Source organism: Frankia sp. Allo2 (assembly GCF_000733325.1).
In the GTDB taxonomy this organism is placed as follows: Bacteria; Actinomycetota; Actinomycetes; order Frankiales; family Frankiaceae; genus Frankia; species Frankia casuarinae.
In genome coordinates this window covers 300,494-318,007 of sequence record NZ_JPHT01000001.1, presented here as the reverse complement: position 1 = coordinate 318,007, position 17,514 = coordinate 300,494, and the positions used below count along the sequence as shown (strand labels likewise).

Genomic DNA, 17,514 nt, shown 5'->3' with positions numbered 1-17,514 from the left:
CGCACCCCGCCCAGGCAGCGCGGTCTGCGCCGATGCCGTCAGCGCAGGGTGAGGCTGCGTCCAACAAGACCCGCCCGCACCCGGCGTTCGTGCGCGGTCAGTGCCGTGGTGTCGGCCAGTGCCCTCTGGTAGGCCNCCCGCAGCGCGGCGGCCGGCTCCTCACAGCTACCCGCCTCGCTTCCGGGCGCGAGATCCCAGACGGGCACGACGAGCCCGGCGGCGCGGAAGAACCCGATGAACCTGGAGCCCTCCCCCACCGTGAGACGTTCGGCCGCGGCCAGGCGAGCCAGCGCATCCAGCAACGCCTCCTCGGTGGGGGCGACGTCGGCGCCCGCGCCGATGGGAGCGACCGCCTCGGCCTCGGAGTCGGTGCCCGCCGCAGCACCCGCCGCACCCGGCCAGGCCAGCGGAAGCGCCCACCGCAGGTGCCAGCGGTCACCGGGATGGCACCAGTAGGCGGCCGGCACCGAGGTGAGCCGTACGGTGGGCACCACGGTGGCGTTGGCGCGCTCCAGCATCACCGCCACCTCCGGGTTCGGACCGCTCTCCTCGTCGGACGGTGGCAGCCACCATCCGAATCCGGAATGAACGGTGATGTCCAGGGGCGCCGGGTCCAGCAGGTCGGTGAGCCGGGGCAACCCGGCGAGTCCCGCGGGCAGTTGTTCCACGAGGCGCGGCGCGGAGGCGGGCGGGATGNCGATCACACTCCCCGGCTCGGCGGCGAGTGCGGCGAGCAGGGCACCGGCGACGTCCCGCGATACGTCCAGACCCGGAAGGGCGATCTGCAGGGCGACCAGGATTTCGCCGTCCTCGCGTACCAGGGCGGGGGCGGCCTGCGGCAGCATCGTGCAGAGCGTGATGCGCCGGTCGGCGTGCTCGGGATGGTCGGCGAGGTAGGCCGCCGCCAGGGCCAGCGGCGCGGTGGCGCTGGGCACCAGCTCCCGCAGGGCGACCAGGTCCGGCTCGTCGCGGCGGCCCGCGAACGGGCGCAGCACGGGAGCCGGCCGGTTCCGCTCGCCGTGGCACGCCTTGTAACGACGGCCCGACCCGCAGGGACAGGGTTCCCGCGGTCCGACGGCGGGGATGGCACCATCGGATCCGTGGACGGACGGGCGGCGACGGCTCCGTGCGGCTCCCCCGCCAGAGCCGGGCGTGGCGACTCGTGCCGGGCGGGTGCCGGGACGCTGGGGTGCGGGTCGGCGAGCGATCACGACCTCCTGAGGTAGAGACCGTCACGCGCGGTCATGGACTTCCTGCGGGTAAGGCTAAGCCATGCTCGGCGGATGACGAGGGTACCGGGTGGCGGCCGTGGCCGTGGCAAACACCACCGATCCCGTCGCGGGAGCGGGCTGACGGAGGGCCGACAGCCGACAGATCCGGTCAACGACAGACCCGGTCGACGACAGACCCGGTCAACGACAGATGCATCCCCGGTATCTCGGGCGCCCGTTCAGGGATAACCCTCTTCCGCGGCAGGGACTATCCCGTCGCTGCGAAAGCATCACCACGGATACCGCACGCGGACCCCTCCTCAATGGGCACGATGAACACAGCCGTTCGGCGGACGGGCACTGGCGGGACTGATGGCGAGCATCATCAACGCTCGTCCGCAAGCCACCGTCACCGTGGCGACACATCCAGGAGGGCGACGCCGCGGGAACCGGTGAAAGGCCAATCGGCATGCGGCGCCCGCGGCATTCATCTCGATATAGGGGGATCGGTGGCGAAGGTCGTCGTCGCCGGCNGGGGCATTGCTGGGATCGCCTGCGCCAGCGCACTGCTAGCCGAGGGAATCACCGTGGATGTCCGTGACCGGGGCCGCGTGATCGGCGGACGGATGGCCTCACGGNGGATAGACGGGCGCATCGTGGACTCCGGCGCGTCGTACTTCACCGCCACCTCGCCGGAGTTCCGCGAAGTCGTGGACGATTGGTTCATCCGTGGCCTGGTACGCCCCTGGACGCACCGAATGTCGGTAATCAGTGGGCCGACCGCCACCCTGGCCGAGCCGCGTTCCGGCCCGCTGCGGTACGCCGCCCCGCGCGGGCTGCGTTCCCTGGTCGCCGACCTCGCCTCCCGAGCCGGGGTGCAGGTCACGCAGTCCACACCGATCCGCCGGGTCACCCCGGGTCCCCGCGTTGACGACGAGGCCGCCGACGCGGTGGTCCTCGCGATGCCCGACCCGCAGGCGCTGCGCCATCTCGACCCGGCCTGCACCGAGGAGCGGGCGCAGCTCGCCGGCCGACCCTGGTCGCCGGTGCTGGCGCTGCTCGCCGGCTGGCCCTACCGGTGCTGGGCACCGATCGACGGAGCCTTCGTCCACGACGACGATACGATTGCCTGGATCGCCGACGACGGTCGTCGCCGGGGTGACAATGCCGCCGTCCTGGTCGCCCACTCGACGCCGGATTTCGCGCGGCCGCGGCTGGCCGACCCCGCGGCGGCCGGGCCCGATCTCGTCGCGGCGCTACGGCGCCTGCTCACCATCACGATGCAACCCAGTTGGACGTATGTGCAAAAGTGGACCTTCGCTCGCCCGGACCGTCCGCACGAACAGCCGTACTACCTGTCCAGCAGTGGGATCGGGCTCGCCGGCGACGGCTGGGGAACACCGAAGATCGAGAGTGCCTGGCGCTCGGGCACCGAGCTGGGCCGGGCCCTTGCCGCCCGATTGAGATAACCGATTGCGACAACCTATCGCAATAACCGATTACGATGACCGATGACATGTGACCGGATCGAGCCTGTGTCGGCGTAGGTCGTTCGGTTGACGATGCGTGACGCGGGTACACCCTCCGACATGGAGATCAAAGTAAGCCTGTCGTTGCCCCACGATGAGATCTCCATACCCGTGATTCGACGTATCTGTACGCAGTCCCTGAAAGTCCTGGGCGTCAATAAAGAATGCATTGACGATGTTGAAATCGCCTTGACCGAAGCGTGCGACAACGTTCTTCTACATGCTCATGCCGGCGACGAGTACGAGGTTTTTGTGGGAGTGGACAACGAAGTCGCTGTCATCGAGGTGAGCGATCGCGGCGACGGTTTCGACAGCGCGGATGAGCTCGATCGGACAGCCCGCCAGAATGGCGATTCCCCCAGGCCGGATAATGTTCCCGAGCAAGGCCGCGGCATCTTTCTCATGCGCGCTCTGATGGACCGGGTGCAGTTCCACCAGGTGGACAGCCCCCATCGGGGCACCCGCGTGCATCTGGAAAAGACTCTCACCTGGGAGGAGAGCGCTCCCGGGGCGCGGCTGAGCCGGGCGCGGACGGGGCTCCGGCCCGCTTCCCGCCCGGAGGTGGCCGAGGGCATCCATCCGGTCTGACGTCTCCCGCCGTCCACCATCTCCCGCCGNCCNCCGTCNCCCGCCGNCCCCCGCCGCTCCCTTCGTCGATCGGCCGCCCCACGATTCGACCGGCTACGCTGACGGGAGTGGACTCCGAGGAATCTGGGCGGGTATCGCGATGGGTGTGGTAATGACTGAGGCGGACTCGCCGGCCCGGATCGGGATCGTCACCTTCCCCGGCTCCCTCGATGACCAGGACACGGCGCTCGCGGTGCGGGCCGCCGGTGCCGAACCGGTCTCCCTCTGGCATGGCGACAGCGATCTCGCCGGCGTTGACGCCGTCATCCTGCCCGGCGGATTCTCCTACGGTGACTACCTGCGTGCCGGTGCGATAGCCCGGTTCTCGCCCATGGTGGCGGCCCTCGTCCCGGCGGCCCGCGCGGGCCTGCCGATTCTCGGCATCTGCAACGGGTTTCAGGTGCTCTGCGAGGCCGGCCTGCTCCCCGGGGCACTGACCCGCAACGTGGGACTGCACTTCGTCTGCCGCGACCAGCGGTTGCGGGTCGAGGCGCCGGGCACTGCCTGGACCCGCGGCTACCAGGACGGCGAGGAGATCGTCATCCCGGTGAAGCACGGGGATGGCCGCTATGTTGCGGCCCCGGACGTGCTCGCCGAACTCGAGGCGGCCGGGCGGGTTGTGGTGCGCTACGTCGGCGGGAATCCCAACGGGTCGGCGGCCGACATCGCCGGGATCTGTAACGAGAGCCGGACGATCGTGGGCCTGATGCCGCATCCCGAGCATGCTGTCGACGACCTCACCGGCCCCGGGGTCGACGGGCTTCGCATGTTCACCTCGGTGCTGTCCGGCTTTTTGTCGGCTTTTTCCTCTTAAAGAAGGATTTTTGGTTACGAAGGGGTCTCCTGGCCCACCCGGGCGCCCGGACCAGGGGATATCGGCGAGGATGGGAGGGTGACCGGCAACCCCGCCGCCCCCGCGGCCACCTCCGTGAGTCCCCCCGCCGAGCAGCCCTACCAGGAGCTGGGGCTCACCGACGACGAGTACGCCCGGATCATCGCGACCCTCGGTCGCCGGCCCAGCGACGCCGAACTCGCGATGTACTCGGTGATGTGGAGCGAGCACTGCTCCTACAAGTCCTCCAAGGTGCATCTGCGGCAGTTCCGGGACACCCCGTTGACGGACCGGCTGCTGGTGGGCATGGGGGAGAACGCGGGCGTCGTCGACGTCGGCGAGGGGCTGGCGGTCACCTTCAAGATCGAGTCGCACAACCACCCCAGCTTCGTCGAGCCGTACCAGGGGGCCGCGACGGGTGTAGGCGGCATCGTCCGTGACATCCTGACCATGGGGGCCCGCCCGATCGGCGTGCTCGACCCGCTGCGCTTCGGCGAGGCCGACGCGGCGGACACCGCCCGGGTCCTGCCCGGGGTCGTCGCCGGCATCGGTGGCTACGGCAACTGCCTCGGCCTGCCCACCATCGGCGGCGAGGTCGTCTTCGACCCGACCTACGCGGGTAACCCGCTGGTCAACGCCCTGTGCGTCGGGGTCATGCCGGTCGATCGGGTGCAGACGTCGGCGGCGACCGGGGTCGGCAACGCCGTCGTCCTGCTCGGCGCCAAGACCGGCCGGGACGGCATCGGCGGCGTCTCGATACTGGCGTCGGCAACCTTCGACGAGGGCGGCGGCCCGGCCCGGCGACCCTCGGTGCAGGTCGGCGACCCGTTCACCGAGAAGATCCTGATCGAGACCTGCCTGGAGCTGTTCGACCGCAAGCTCGTCACCGGCATCCAGGATCTCGGCGGCGCCGGGCTGACCTGCGCGCTGACCGAGACCACCGCCGCGGGCATCGCCACCGGCCAGCCCGGCGGCATGGAGGTCGACCTCGACCTCGTGCCCCTGCGCGAGGCGTCGATGGCGGCGCACGAGGTCCTCGCGAGCGAGTCCCAGGAGCGCATGCTGGCGATCGTCACGCCCGAGGCGCTGCCCGAGGTTCTCGCCCTCGCCGAGCGCTGGGGTGTGCTCGCGACCAGGATCGGCACCGTCACCAACAGCGGTCGGCTGACCGTACGCTGGCACGGCGAGGTCGTCGTCGACGTTCCGCCCGGATCACTCGCCGACGATGGCCCGGTCTACGAGCGCCCCCTGCGCCGCCCGGTCGACTTCGACCTGGTCCGGGCGGACGCACCCACGCCCGCCCGGCTCGCCCGGCCACGGACCGGGCCGGAGCTGCGGGAGACCCTGCTGCGGCTGGTCGCCTCCCCGAACCTGTGCTCGCGGGCCTGGGTGACCGACCAGTACGACCGGTACGTGCAGGCGGGCACCGTGCTCGCCCAGCCGGAAGATGCGGGCGTGCTTCGGCTGTCGGCGGCCACCGGCCTGGGGATCGCGCTCGCCACCGACGGCAACGGACGGTACGCACGGCTCGACCCGTTCGCCGGCACCCAGCTCGCCCTGGCGGAGGCGTGCCGCAACGTGGCCGTCGCCGGATCGGTGCCGATCGCGGTGACGAACTGCCTGAACTTCGGCTCCCCAGAGGACCCCGAGGTGATGTGGCAGTTCGCCCAGGCGTGCGCGGGCCTCGCCGAGGGCTGCCGGCGGCTCGGCCTCCCGGTGACGGGCGGCAACGTCTCGTTCTACAACCAGACCGGCTCGACGCCGATCCATCCGACCCCGGTGATCGGGGTGCTCGGCCTGTTCGACGACGTCACGCGCCGGACGCCCATCGGCTTCGCCGAGGAGGGGGACGTCCTGATCCTGCTCGGCGAGACCGCCGACGAATTCGGCGGCTCGGAGTGGGCGTGGGTGACGCATCGCCATCTCGGCGGCGAGCCGCCGGCCGTCGACTTCGCCCGGGAGAAGCTACTCGGCGAGATCCTCGTCGCCGGTTCCCGCGACGGCATGCTCACCGCCGCGCACGACCTCTCCGACGGTGGGCTCGCCCAGGCGCTCGTCGAGTCGTGCCTGCGCGGCGGGCACGGCGCCCGGATCATCCTGCCGGCCGGATCGGACCCGTTCGTCGAGCTGTTCAGCGAGTCGGCCGGCCGCGCCGTCGTCGCGGTGCCCCGCGCGGAGGAACTGCGCTTCACCGACATGTGCGAGGTGCGGGGCCTGCCGTGGCGGCGTGTCGGTGTCGTCGACGGGGACACCCTCGACGTACAGGACGCCTTCACCGTCGGCCTCGACGAGCTGCGCGCGGCGCACNAGGGAACGCTGCCGGCACTGTTCGGCCGGCTCACCTAGACACGAGTACGTCCGGATAAATCCGAGTAAGTCCCGGCGGGCGAGGCCGGTCAGGAGTGGCCGTAGGGCTCCGGTCCCGGGCCGTCCGCGGTCTCGCCCGCCCCGTTGTCGTCCACCGAACCCGGCGGATGGGCGGCCACACCCACCAGCTCGACGTCGATCGGCTCCAGGTCGGAGGGGTCCTCGTCGAACAGGACGGGTTCGGGATGCGCCGAAGGAGCCACCAGTGCCTCCGAGTGCGCCCCACAGCCGTGGTCGATCGACGTGACCCGGCCGTCGTCCGGTGCGAGCTCGTTGGCGCAGACGCCGAACATCCGGCCGAGCGCACCCGCGAGCCGCACGTGGAATCCGCAGGTCAGGCAGGATGCGGGCGCCACCTTCGCGATGGATGCGTCCGGGCCGGCGGGACCCGCGTACCAGCGTTCGACCGCCTCCTCCCGCCCGGTCACGGACAGCACCCGGGCCCGCCCCAGACCGAGCTCAAGGAAGACGTCGGTGTCGACGAACTCCTCGGCGTCCTCTGTGCGCAGCGCGAGCCGAGGATCGTCGATGGCGGTCGGCAGCAGGTCCCCGATCCCGACGTCGCCCGGCCGCAGCCGCTCCGACCAGGGGACCCACGGGGGCGCCAGCATGGCCCCGTCCCCGGGCATCAACACGACGTCGTCGACCGTCGCCTTGCGCACCCGCGCGGCCCGGGTAACGATCACTGTCCAGACCCAGCCGGGATAGGCCCGCGCCAGGCAGGCGAACCGGTGCAGGACGAGGCGGTCCCCCTCGCTCTCGACGCCGAGATGCGCACCGACCTCCGCCGCGGACCCCGCCTCCTCGACGGCCGCCTGCCGGGCCAGGTCGACGGCGGCCGCACAGGTCGGATCGGCCACGGGTTCCCGCCCGGACCGGACCGTCCTACGAACATCGGGAGCATCCACGGGAAGTATTCTCACCCACGAACCCATCCACCGCCCGACGTGGTCGTAGTGGCGCAGGTCCAGGACGGCGCCGCGCCGGTCCAGGACGGCGCCGGTCCAGGACGAGGACACTGGGCAGGGTGAACCTGGGCAGCACAGTGGTGAACAGCCTGCGCCGGCTGCGGGCGAGTGTGCGCGGCAATGACGCCGACCGGTCGGGGCTGTCGTCGCTGACGGAGCTGTCGTTCGTCAACGCCGCCGGGGACGCGCTGGTGACCGTCGCGTTGGCGGGTTCGCTGTTCTTCGCCGTCCCGTCCGGCGAGGCCCGGTCGAAGGTCGCCCTCTACCTACTGGTCACCATGGTGCCGTTCGCCCTGCTGGCGCCGGTCATCGGTCCACTGCTGGACCGGGTGGCCTACGGTCGGCGGACGGCGCTCGCCGCCATCTGCCTGGGCCGCGGGCTGCTGGCGTGGCAGCTCGCGGGGGCACTCGACGGGCTGGCCGTCTACCCCCTCGCGCTCGGCCTGCTCGTGCTCTCCCGCGGGTTCGGCGTCGCGCGCAGCGCCGTCATTCCCCGGGTGGCCCCGGCGGAACTCACGCTCGTCACGATCAACTCACGGATCTCGCTGGTAAACATCGTCGCCGGGGCGGTCGTGGCACCCGTCGGGCTGGGCATCGCCAACATCCCTTTCGTCGGCTATCCCTGGGTGTTGCGAATCTGTGCCCTCGTCTACATGGCCGGGGTCCTACTGGCGTTCAACCTGCCCGGGCACGTCGACTCCGCCGCCGGTGAGCAGCCGCTGCGCGGCCCGCTTCCCTCAAGCGTGGCCCGGCGCGGCGTCGGGGCGCGGATCCGGGCGTTCCTCGGCACGCTGCCGGTGGCGCTGCGCGCCGCCCTGGTGCTACGCAGTCTGGTCGGCTTCCTGACGTTCTATCTGGCGTTCCTCCTGCGCACCAACGGCGGGAACAACCTGTGGCTGGGCGGGCTCGCGGTCTGCGCGGGCGCCGGCAGCGGCCTGGGAGTCTTCATCGGCGGCCGGCTCGGCCGGCGCCGTCCCGAGGGCATCCTCATGCTCGCGCTGGTGTTGGCGGCAGGGGGATGCCTCGGTGCGGCGATCACCTACACCAAGTTCACCTCGCTGGTCGCCGCGCTGCTGGCGTCCATGGCGGGGTCGATGGGGAAGCTGGCGCTGGACGCGATCATCCAGCGGGACATCCCGGAGACCACCCGCAACTCCGCGTTCGCCCGCTCTGAGACCGGTCTGCAGCTGGCCTGGGTCGCCGGCGGGGGCCTCGGACTGATCGAGATGCCCGGGACGGTCGGCTTCGCGGTGGCCGCGGCGGCGATGGGGATCACGTTGTTCGTGGAGGCCGGCGCGCTGCGTCGGTCCCGGCTGGCCGCCCGCACCCAGTTCCGCGCGGACACCCGCAACCGCCCACCCGCCCACAACGATCCGGACACAACGAAACCACTCGGTCACCCAGGGGTTCCCCCGCAGGCACCCATNCCCCCGCCGATACCGATGCCCACACCGACACCCATGCCCCCGTCGGCCCACGCGACCGCGTCAACGCCGCTGCCACCGGCCGACCCGTGGCGGCAGGCCCCACTCCCCATTCCGGCGACGCTCCAGGATCCGACCGGTCCGACCCGGCCTGACCGCCGACGAACGGCCCGCGGCCTCCGATGGCGGCGCCGGAACTGATCCGGCACGCCAGCGACGTGACCCGGGCCACCGTGCCCACCGGCCAGCGGCTGAAGGCCCTGACGGCGAGCGACGCCACCGCACGGGCGGCGATACCCTCCGACCGTGCGCACGCCCCACCTCCTCCGCCGTCTCCCGTTCCGGCGGCTCGCCGCGGCTCTCGCCGCCGCGGTCGTCGTCGGCCTCGGCCTGAGCGGCTGCGAGCGACCGACTCCCCTGGTGACCATGGAGTCCGGGGGACACTTCGTGCGGACGAACGCCGCGCAGTACGAGCGGGACGGAACGGTGATCCAGAAATCGGTATCACCGCCGCACATCACGGTCAGGCCCGGAAGCGCCATCAACATCGACGTGCCGACGTCGGTCGCCGACCGCGGCTACTTCCTCGTCCTGGGCAGGGAGCGGGTGACCGACAAGATCAGCGAGACGCACTACCGGTACGTTCCCGCCAAGAACACGCCTGCCCTGCTCGTGGTGTTCGCGCTTCCCGAGGCGGGCAGCTCCAGCGACCAGGCGTCGGGAAGCTGGCCGTTCCTGGTCACCTTCAAGCCCTGACCCGCCGCCGGCCACTCCGCCGCCGGCCACTCCGCCGCCGGACCGGAACCAACGACCCGCGCACACCAGCCCCCGAACGGGGATACACCGTGCGCGCAGCGTGCCACACCTCCCCACCGGGACCACGCAGCGTCGTCCGCGATGCTAAGGTCCGGCAACAAGTCCGATTTGCACCCCATCGAAAATCCCGCGCTGTTACCCAGCCGTCCGGTGCGGTGGTGTTCGGGTGAATCGACCGACAGCATGCGACAACAGACGAGGACGTCCCCAGATCATGATCCGGACCTGATCGTGAGCCGTACCCTGATCGTGACCGCGGTGACCGCCGAAGCGGACGCGGTGTGTGCCGGCCTGATGGGCAGCTGGTCGAGCGGTCGGACCAGAACCCCCGTCGGACCGGGCAGCCTGGTGTCCCCCGAATGGGACCGCCAGCTTCTCACCACCTCCACCCTGGGCCCCTACGTGGGCCGGCGACGCGGACCGGTGACGGTGCTCGCGGCGGGCACCGGCGGCCCGGCCGCGGCGGCGGGCACCGCGGTGGCATTGTCGGTGGCGAGCGCGGCGGGGCAGCCGTTCAGCCTGGTGGTGGCGATGGGGATCGGCGGTGGGTTCCGCGGCTGGGCGGAGATCGGGGACATCGTCCTCGCCGATCGCATCGTCGCCGCCGACCTCGGCGCGGAGTCCGGCCTTGACGAGGAACCGCCCGCTCCGCCGATCGGCCGCATCAGCGAGATGGACCGCAATCTCGGGTTCCACAGCAACGGCGCGCCGGCACCCCGCGGCGGCCTCGCCCACTCGTCGAACCCCGCGGGGTCGTTCCTGAGCCTGGAGGATCTCGGGCTCGGTTCGTCCACGGTGGTCCCGGATCCGGACCTCGTCCACCGCCTGGGCACGGTGCTCGACGTCACCGGTCGGCGGATCGTCACGGGTAGCGTGATCAGCGTGTCGACGGTGACGGGCACCGAGCGTCGGGCCACGGCGCTGACCGAGCGGCTGGACCCGGTGGCGGAGTCGATGGAGGGGTACGCCGTCGGGGTGGCCGCCCGGGCCTTCGGCGTCCCGGTGGTGGAGATCCGTACCATCAGCAACACGGTCGGGCGCCGGGACCGGTCCGGCTGGAACCTGCCGGTCGCGCTGGCCAGCCTCCGCACGGCCGCCGCGGCACTCGTCACCCACCCGGACGGCCTGGTGACGGCCGCACCGGTGGCCACCGCGAACGACGTCTCCACCACGATCCCGGCCGGGCACCCGGGTGCCCGCGGCCACCACGGGAACAGCGGCCACCACGGGACGGGAGAGCACTGAGATGGGTGCTGGCCGGGCGACCACCTCGAACCTTCCGGGTCCGCTCTCGCTCGCCATCTCGCCCTGCCCCAACGACACGTTCGCCTTCCACGCCCTCGCGCACGGACTCGTCCCGGGAGCACCCGAGGTGTCGGTGACCTTCGCCGACATCGACGTCCTCAACACCCGGGCCGCCGACGGGCGGGACGACCTCGTCAAGGTGTCCTACGCCGCCCTGCCGTGGCTGCTCACCGGGTATCAGCTGCTGACGGCGGGCGGGGCCCTGGGCCGCGGCTGCGGCCCACTCGTCCTCACCGCCGGGCGGTCGGACCTGCGCGGTGCCCGGGTCGCCATCCCCGGCACCCGCACCACGGCCTACCTGCTGTTCCGGCTGTGGGCGGCCGACGAGGGCGTGACGAACGTCGACGTGCTTCCCTTCGAGAAGATCATGCCCGCCGTCCGCGATGGCGCGTATGACGCGGGGCTCGTCATCCACGAGTCCCGCTTCACCTACCCGTCCTATGGACTGACGGCGCTCGTCGACCTTGGCGACTGGTGGGAGGGCCAGACCTCGCTGCCCATTCCGCTCGGCGCGATCCTCGCCCGCCGGGGGCTGGACGGTCCGGTGCTGTCCGCCGCGGTGCGGGCGAGCGTCGCCGCGGCCTTCGCCGATCCCGCCGCCAGCGCCGACTACGTCCTCGCCCACGCCCAGGAGATGACGCCCGACGTCGTCGACGCCCACATCCAGCTGTACGTCAACGAGTTCAGCCTCGACCTCGGCGACGAAGGGTTCGCCGCCGTCGAGGCCCTGCTCTCCCGCGCCGCCGACGCCGACCTCGTCCCCGTGCTTCCGCGGCCGCTGCGCTGAACCGCGAGCCCCCTCGGAGGGTCCTGATGGCAGGATGGAGACGTGAGTACCGATCAGATACCGGCTGTCGGCGTCGCGGAGCTACCGGTCGAGCTTTCCGCGGACGGTGCCCCGCTGATGGTGGACGTGCGGGAGCCCGACGAGTGGTCCGCCGGTCACATCGCCGGCGCGCTGCACATCCCGATGAGTGAACTGGTCGCCCGGCTCGACGAGGTTCCCCGGGAACGCGAGGTCGTCGTGGTGTGCCGCTCGGGCGGTAGGTCCGCCGCCGTCACCAACTACCTCAGGCAGGGCGGCTGGCAGGTCCGCAACCTGACTGACGGGATGCTCTCCTGGCAGGCGCACGGCCGCCCGATGGTGAGCGAGAGCGGCGCCGCGCCCACCGTCCGCTGAGAACCGCCGGCCGACCCCGCCGGGTCCGGGCCGACCCCGCCGGCTGCTCCGCATTTCTCGGATGATTCAGCGCCGCGGGCTTCCGGTCAGCCGCTCGGGGTCAGCCCCAGTGCCGGCTGGTTCGGGCACTTCTGGAGAACGGCGCGCATCGCGTCCGCCTCCGCCTGGACGACCCACAGGCGGTAACGGGCCTTCAATCCCACCTGGCGCGCGACGTANGGGCACTGCTCCCCCGGGCTCGGCGGCAACCATTCGGCGGCGTCGTGATCGCTCTTGCGCTGATTCGTGGGACCGTCGACAGCCAGCAGGTTCTCCGGATCGTTGGCGAACTGGAGCCGTTCCCGAGCGGTCCAGTTGAGCGCGCCGGTCCGCCACGCATCCGCCAAGGGGACGACGTGGTCGATCTGCACGCTGGCGGAGTTCCGTCCACGGTCGAAACGGATGATTCTGGTGGTGTACGGATCCCGGAGCTCGCCGGTCAGCACCGTGCAGCCGTCCGATCTGCGGATGGTGGTGCTGCGCAGATCTCGCCGCAGAATGTCGTTACGGGTGTCACACCCGTTGTCGTCGATGTCCGACCAGGCGGGCCCGAACTCGTCCCGGCGGTACCTGGGAGAGTTGTCCTCCGCTTTGATCGGAAGGGTGGCGAGCAGCTTCAGCGCCGAGCCGCTGGCGGTCGGGGCACCAACCTGGTTGGACGNTCCGGTCTGGTCGGAAAGGTCACTGCAACCGGTCAGGCCGCCGACGAGGACGAAAACGGCGAGGACGGCGAGGGCCGCGGCTCCGCCGGGTCGACCGGGCCGACCGGGTCCGTGACGATCTGGACCGACACCGCTTCTTCGCACCGGACTCCCCACCTCGACGGTTCGGAACCCGTGGGAAGTGCTCGCCCCGCTTCGGGTCCGTTCGGATCGAGGGTGACATTAACTGGAGATCGGCCCGCCGGGTTGGTCGGCCACCGTCAGGGGACGGGAACGCGGGCTCCCGCGCTCACCGGATTGTCGTGCAGCTCCAACTCCTGGGCCGTGGCGTCCCGTGGGATGTCGAAGACCATGGTGCCCGCTCTGAGGTCACCCGGGTTGATCGAATCCCACAGATCCTCGTTACTCAGCTGGAAGCGGGCGAGGAAATCGGCGCTGTGCCGGCCGCCGCCGCCGTCCCACAGAAACTGGGATGAGGTCACCAGCGTGCGGGTGGAGTCGCCGATGTTGCGCACGGTCACGTGGGCCAGGCAGAACTGGCCGTCCGTGTGCCGAGCGAGCAGTCCGTCACCGAGTTTGGTCTGCCCGCATCGGAAGGAATCCACGATGAACTCGAGCTGGCCATCCGTGACGGGGCGGTTCAGGCCGCTGGCCGGACCCGGTGCCGTGCTCGGACCGGTGGAGCGCGACGGGGCGGTCGTGGCCGCCGACTGTTCCGCGGAACCATTTTGGCCGCTCTTTCCGGGCAGGCTGACCACGACCGCGATGGCGATCAGCGCGCCCAGGACGATGACGGCGATCCAGACGAGTCGCCTGCGATCGAGCCCGCGGGCCGGCGGCGGCTGGGCGAAGGACGGGTACGGCGCGCCGGGCTCGCCCGGTACCGGCCCGTGCCGATCGGGAGCCTGGCCGGACCACGGCCCCGGCGGCGCGCCGGGGACCTGCCCACCCATCCGCTCGCCCAGCTGGGCGGGCCGCGGGCCGGGGCGTCCCCTCGGGCTGTGCGCACCGGACTGCCCCGGTGGTGCCTGGCGTGGTTGTCCCGGTCCCTGGCCCGCCCGGGCGNCGGGAGCGCCCGCGTTCCAGTGGACCTGACGCGCGGGAGCCGAGGTCGCCGGGCCGATCCGGGTCGGGGCGGCGCGGGGCACCTCGCCGGTTCTGCTCAGGAGCTCCTCGGCCTGACCCATCGCCTCGCCGATGGCACCGGTACCGCGGGAGGGTGGCTGCGCGATGAGCCGCAGCAGCAGGTCCCGGGCGCTCGGCCGGTCGTCGGGATGCTTGGCCAGGGCCGCGCTGACCAGGCCGACCAGTGGCTGCGGCAGACCGCGCAGGTCCGGGGCGGACCCGACGATGCGCATGCCGAGGTCGATGTCCGTACCGTCGCCGAACGGGTGGCGGCCGGTACCAGCGTAGGCAATGAGGATGCCCCAGGCGAAGACGTCCGCCTCCGGACCGATGGGCTGGCCGTGCACCTGCTCGGGCGCCATCCACCCGGCGGAGCCGAAGCCCCATGCCGTGGGCTTCGCCTTCGCGCCCTCGAGGGCCTGCGCGATCCCGAAATCGATCACGCGTGGCCCGGACAGTGAGAGCATCACGTTGCTGGGCTTGAGATCCCGATGGACGAGGCCGGCGCTGTGGATCGCGGTGAGCGCCGTCGCGACCCCCACGGCCAGTCCGGTCAGGGTCGACGAGGTCAGCGGGCCCTTGTCGACCTGCATGTCCAGCCGGACGCCGTCGATGAACTCGGTGACGAGGTACGGCGCGGGCGCATTCGGATCCGCGTCCAGGACTTCGGCGGTGCAGAAGGGAGCAACCTTGCGTGCCGCTTCGACCTCGGCCCGGAACCGGCGGCGGAACTCCTCGTCGGCGGCCAGGTCCGGTCTGATGACCTTGATGGCAACCCGCCGTCCGGCCCGGTTCCTCGCCAGGTAGACCGTGCCCATGCCGCCGACCCCGAGCCGGCTGAGCAGAACGTAGGGGCCGACCGACCGGGGCTCGTGTGGATTGAGCGGATCACCTGGTTCGGAGCGGCCGGGACCCATGCGTGCGGCGTTGTCGGCCACGGTCAGCACCGCACGGCTGTGATCACGACCGCTGTCCACTGCTTGTCACACGAATGCCTCTCGAATCCCGATCCGACGCCTCGTTCCGACCGCCGATCCGTGCCCTCCGCCGATCAGCGGAGGTGGGACGGCCCTCGGCGATGCCACCGCGGCCGGCTGCGGGGCTGCTCATGGTTCGGTCTGGTCTACGTTCGCAGTCTGCCGCACTGCCAACGCTTCCAGTCGCACGCGGGCTCCCCGCCGACGGGACCGGTCGGCTCCCCGACAATGTGTTGCCGCCACGGCGCGCAGGCCGCGGCGGATGAGGCCCTAACCGAGGAGGCNTCGTGAACCGATGCGTACCAGTGTGGCCAATCTGATGAAGGGCTCGATCTCGGCTCATGCCCGGATCCCGATTGATGTGGCTGGCTCGGCCGGTGTCGCTGATCTGATGGGAACAGCGGATTCGACAGCGGATTCGATGGATGCGGCTAGGGTGACCGTTGTGCTGGCGGAAACGTGACATCCGGTCCGTCCGAGCCCGGGCCACGCGGGGTGGACGGCCCCTGGCTGCTCTGCCCCTGGTGCGGTGGCCCGGTGCCACTGACCCACCTGGCGGCGTCCGACGAGGAACCGGGCGCCCAGGTCGCGGTGTGCACCGGGTGCGGCCGACGGGTCGGTTTCCTGCCGCCGGTCTAGACCTCCAACTCGTTGGCTACGGCGTGCACGACCTTGGCGACCCGCTGGGCGGTCCGCCGGTCGGGATACCGGCCGCGACGAAGGTCCCGCTGCACGTCGTCCAGCACCTTGATCATGTCTTCGACCATGCTGTGCAGCTCGTCCGGACTGCGCCGCGCGGCCTGGGCGGCCGCCTTGGCGACCGACGGCGGGGCGGTCAGCAGCCGGACCGACAGTGCCTGGTCGCCACGCCGCCCGGCGGCGACGCCGAACTCGACCCGGTCGCCGGGTTTCAGCCGGTCGACCCCGGCGGGCAGGGCGGCCTTGTGCACGAAGACGTCGCCGCCGTCGTCCCGGCTGAGAAAGCCGAAGCCCTTGTCGACGTCGAACCACTTGACTTTGCCGGTGGGCACGGGCGACCTCGTTCTGTGTAACGGCAGGACAACGCAACGGAAGATGAGTGATTCCCAGGCTATCCGTCGGCCGCACGTCGCGTGCGTCTTCGGTAGCGATCGGCTGTCGGGTGCGCCCATCTCCCTCCCGTGACAGTGGCCCGGCCCGCGTTCGGCACACATCCTCGTAGGCTGTCGCACGTGTCGGCGAAACCCTCGTCCCGGCAGGTCGGACCCGTGGCCGGCGGTGCGGTAAGCGAGGTCATGGCTCCGGTCGCAACCCCGCCGCCGGTGACCTGGGCGGATCGGCTGGTCCGGATCGGGGCCGTGCTCTTCGGAACCGGTCTGGTCGCCACGGCGGCGGCGGTGATCCCCTTCTTCCTGGGCGCCGAGAATCTGCCGACCTGGCTGAACGCCGTCGCCGGCGGCGGACTGACCATCGGGTTCGCCGTGGCGCTGGTGGGGGTGCTCGCCGCCGCCCGATCCCGGATTCCCGAGGAGAGCGATCCCGATCTCTACGTGAACAACCCACATCCGCCCGACCACGGGGCCCGCAGGGAGGCCGATCGTCCCGGGGACGCCGACCACCCCGGGGACGGCACCGGTTCGCGGGCAGATCCTGTCACCCGTTCCCGGTAGTTCCTTGATCTCACGGCCGGGGGTGCGGACCCCCGCCGGGCCCACCGCGTCGCGGCGTCAGCCCGGCTGTCGTCGGCGCCGGGCCTCGTCGACCAGCCAGGGCGGGAAGTCGGCCAGCCGGGGGAGGACGACGTCGGCGCCGGCGGAGAGCAGATCGGCGGCCGAGCAGGGCCCGGTGGCGACCCCGACGGCGAGAGCACCGCCGTCGCGGGCGCCGACCATGTCGCCGACGTGGTCACCGACGAAGACGTCCACGCGGTGGGCNCGCAGGGCCTCGCCCTTCGTCTGCGCGAACCGGGCTCCCTCCACCACGTCGGCGGTGATGCCGATCCGGTCCAGACTCGCGCGGGCCAGCGCCGTGCTCTTCGCGGTGACGACCACTACCCGGCCGGCTAGCCGCCGCACCGCGGCCACCGCGGCCACCGCTGCCGGCATCGGCAGCGACGCCGGCAGCGCGTGGACCGCGTAGAGCTCGCGGTAGCGGGCCGCCACGGCCGCGACCTCGGCCAGCGGGAACCAGTGGGCGAGCTCCGTCTCCAGCGGCGGGCCGAGCCGGGCGACGACCGTCTCGGCGTCCACCGCCACCCCGGTCTCGGCGGACAGGACGGCGAAGGTCGCCCGGATGCCGTGCCGGGCATCCAACAGGGTCAGATCGAGATCGAACCCGACGACCGGGACGGATGCCCGCCAGAACGACACCAGCCGAGCTTAAGGGCCGATGTTCCCGGGAAGCCCGCATTATCCAAGATCGCCTACCGGATCTGTACGATCTGTACGCCCCGGGCGGGCGAGATCCGGCTCAC

General features: G+C 71.6%; 17 protein-coding genes. 11 read left to right on the top strand and 6 right to left on the bottom strand.

Annotated elements, in window-relative coordinates:
* Positions 1–38: 38 nt before the first annotated feature.
* Entirely contained in the window at positions 39–1,211 is a 1,173-nt protein-coding gene (locus ALLO2_RS01335; protein ID WP_035729112.1) for a DUF5926 family protein, read from the bottom strand.
* A 509-nt stretch (positions 1,212–1,720) separates the two neighbouring features.
* Between ALLO2_RS01335 and ALLO2_RS01330 the strand changes: the two genes are divergently transcribed.
* The 4 genes from ALLO2_RS01330 to purL all read left to right on the top strand — a co-directional run bounded on the left by ALLO2_RS01330 (position 1,721) and on the right by purL (position 6,545).
* Positions 1,721–2,680, top strand: coding sequence for an NAD(P)/FAD-dependent oxidoreductase (locus ALLO2_RS01330; RefSeq protein ID WP_035729111.1), 960 nt, complete (start codon positions 1,721–1,723; stop codon positions 2,678–2,680).
* A 120-nt stretch (positions 2,681–2,800) separates the two neighbouring features.
* Positions 2,801–3,328 carry an ATP-binding protein gene (locus tag ALLO2_RS01325; protein WP_011438769.1) on the top strand — a complete coding sequence of 176 codons (528 nt, stop codon included), beginning with the start codon at positions 2,801–2,803 and terminating at the stop codon, positions 3,326–3,328.
* 139 nt (positions 3,329–3,467) lie between these two features.
* Positions 3,468–4,181, top strand: coding sequence for a phosphoribosylformylglycinamidine synthase subunit PurQ (gene purQ / locus ALLO2_RS01320; protein WP_011438770.1), 714 nt, complete (start codon positions 3,468–3,470; stop codon positions 4,179–4,181).
* Positions 4,182–4,259: 78 nt separating this feature from the next.
* Positions 4,260–6,545 (top strand): phosphoribosylformylglycinamidine synthase subunit PurL, encoded by a 2,286-nt coding sequence (gene purL, locus ALLO2_RS01315; RefSeq protein ID WP_035729110.1) that lies wholly within the window; start codon positions 4,260–4,262, stop codon positions 6,543–6,545.
* A gap of 50 nt (positions 6,546–6,595) precedes the next feature.
* Here the strand turns inward: purL and ALLO2_RS01310 are convergent, their stop codons facing one another.
* Entirely contained in the window at positions 6,596–7,585 is a 990-nt protein-coding gene (locus tag ALLO2_RS01310) for a DUF3027 domain-containing protein (protein WP_023840643.1), read from the bottom strand.
* An 8-nt stretch (positions 7,586–7,593) separates the two neighbouring features.
* Here ALLO2_RS01310 and ALLO2_RS01305 point away from each other — a divergent pair, with 8 nt between their 5' ends.
* The 5 genes from ALLO2_RS01305 (at position 7,594) to ALLO2_RS01285 (ending at position 12,259) form a co-directional block, all read left to right on the top strand.
* Positions 7,594–9,159 carry an MFS transporter gene (locus tag ALLO2_RS01305; protein ID WP_035729109.1) on the top strand — a complete coding sequence of 522 codons (1,566 nt, stop codon included), beginning with the start codon at positions 7,594–7,596 and terminating at the stop codon, positions 9,157–9,159.
* A 105-nt stretch (positions 9,160–9,264) separates the two neighbouring features.
* Positions 9,265–9,714: a hypothetical protein gene (locus ALLO2_RS01300; RefSeq protein ID WP_011438774.1), complete on the top strand. Its 450-nt coding sequence runs from the start codon at positions 9,265–9,267 to the stop codon at positions 9,712–9,714.
* A 291-nt stretch (positions 9,715–10,005) separates the two neighbouring features.
* Entirely contained in the window at positions 10,006–11,019 is a 1,014-nt protein-coding gene (gene mqnB / locus ALLO2_RS01295) for a futalosine hydrolase (protein ID WP_023840640.1), read from the top strand.
* Between the two features lies 1 nt (position 11,020).
* Positions 11,021–11,866 (top strand): 1,4-dihydroxy-6-naphthoate synthase, encoded by an 846-nt coding sequence (locus tag ALLO2_RS01290; RefSeq protein WP_011438776.1) that lies wholly within the window; start codon positions 11,021–11,023, stop codon positions 11,864–11,866.
* A gap of 42 nt (positions 11,867–11,908) precedes the next feature.
* The gene (locus tag ALLO2_RS01285) at positions 11,909–12,259 is read left to right on the top strand and encodes a rhodanese-like domain-containing protein (RefSeq protein WP_011438777.1); all 351 of its coding nucleotides are present in this window, start codon (positions 11,909–11,911) and stop codon (positions 12,257–12,259) included.
* Between the two features lie 86 nt (positions 12,260–12,345).
* Here ALLO2_RS01285 and ALLO2_RS01280 read toward each other — a convergent pair whose 3' ends face one another.
* Both ALLO2_RS01280 and ALLO2_RS01275 read right to left on the bottom strand, forming a co-directional pair.
* The gene (locus ALLO2_RS01280) at positions 12,346–13,104 is read right to left on the bottom strand and encodes an HNH endonuclease family protein (protein ID WP_084588320.1); all 759 of its coding nucleotides are present in this window, start codon (positions 13,102–13,104) and stop codon (positions 12,346–12,348) included.
* A gap of 116 nt (positions 13,105–13,220) precedes the next feature.
* A complete protein-coding gene (locus tag ALLO2_RS01275) occupies positions 13,221–15,002 on the bottom strand; it encodes a DUF4352 domain-containing protein (protein ID WP_051874795.1) in 1,782 nt (593 codons plus the stop codon).
* Positions 15,003–15,357: 355 nt separating this feature from the next.
* Between ALLO2_RS01275 and ALLO2_RS25290 the strand changes: the two genes are divergently transcribed.
* Positions 15,358–15,525, top strand: a complete 168-nt coding sequence (locus ALLO2_RS25290; RefSeq protein WP_023840638.1) for a hypothetical protein — start codon at positions 15,358–15,360, stop codon at positions 15,523–15,525.
* Positions 15,526–15,697: 172 nt separating this feature from the next.
* Here the strand turns inward: ALLO2_RS25290 and ALLO2_RS01265 are convergent, their stop codons facing one another.
* On the bottom strand, positions 15,698–16,093 hold the full coding sequence (locus ALLO2_RS01265) for a cold-shock protein (protein WP_011438780.1): 396 nt from the start codon (positions 16,091–16,093) through the stop codon (positions 15,698–15,700).
* 180 nt (positions 16,094–16,273) lie between these two features.
* Here ALLO2_RS01265 and ALLO2_RS01260 point away from each other — a divergent pair, with 180 nt between their 5' ends.
* A complete protein-coding gene (locus ALLO2_RS01260; protein ID WP_023840636.1) occupies positions 16,274–16,711 on the top strand; it encodes a hypothetical protein in 438 nt (145 codons plus the stop codon).
* 57 nt (positions 16,712–16,768) lie between these two features.
* Here ALLO2_RS01260 and ALLO2_RS01255 read toward each other — a convergent pair whose 3' ends face one another.
* The gene (locus ALLO2_RS01255) at positions 16,769–17,410 is read right to left on the bottom strand and encodes an HAD family hydrolase (RefSeq protein ID WP_011438782.1); all 642 of its coding nucleotides are present in this window, start codon (positions 17,408–17,410) and stop codon (positions 16,769–16,771) included.
* Positions 17,411–17,514: the final 104 nt, after the last annotated feature.

Bases quoted from the DNA above. Each gene is read 5' to 3' on its own strand.
- ALLO2_RS01325 (WP_011438769.1), top strand. From the start codon at position 2,801: ATGGAGATCAAAGTAAGCCTGTCGTTGCCCCACGATGAGATCTCCATA.
- purQ (WP_011438770.1), top strand. From the start codon at position 3,468: ATGGGTGTGGTAATGACTGAGGCGGACTCGCCGGCCCGGATCGGGATC.
- ALLO2_RS01290 (WP_011438776.1), top strand. From the start codon at position 11,021: ATGGGTGCTGGCCGGGCGACCACCTCGAACCTTCCGGGTCCGCTCTCG.
- ALLO2_RS25290 (WP_023840638.1), top strand. From the start codon at position 15,358: ATGCGTACCAGTGTGGCCAATCTGATGAAGGGCTCGATCTCGGCTCAT.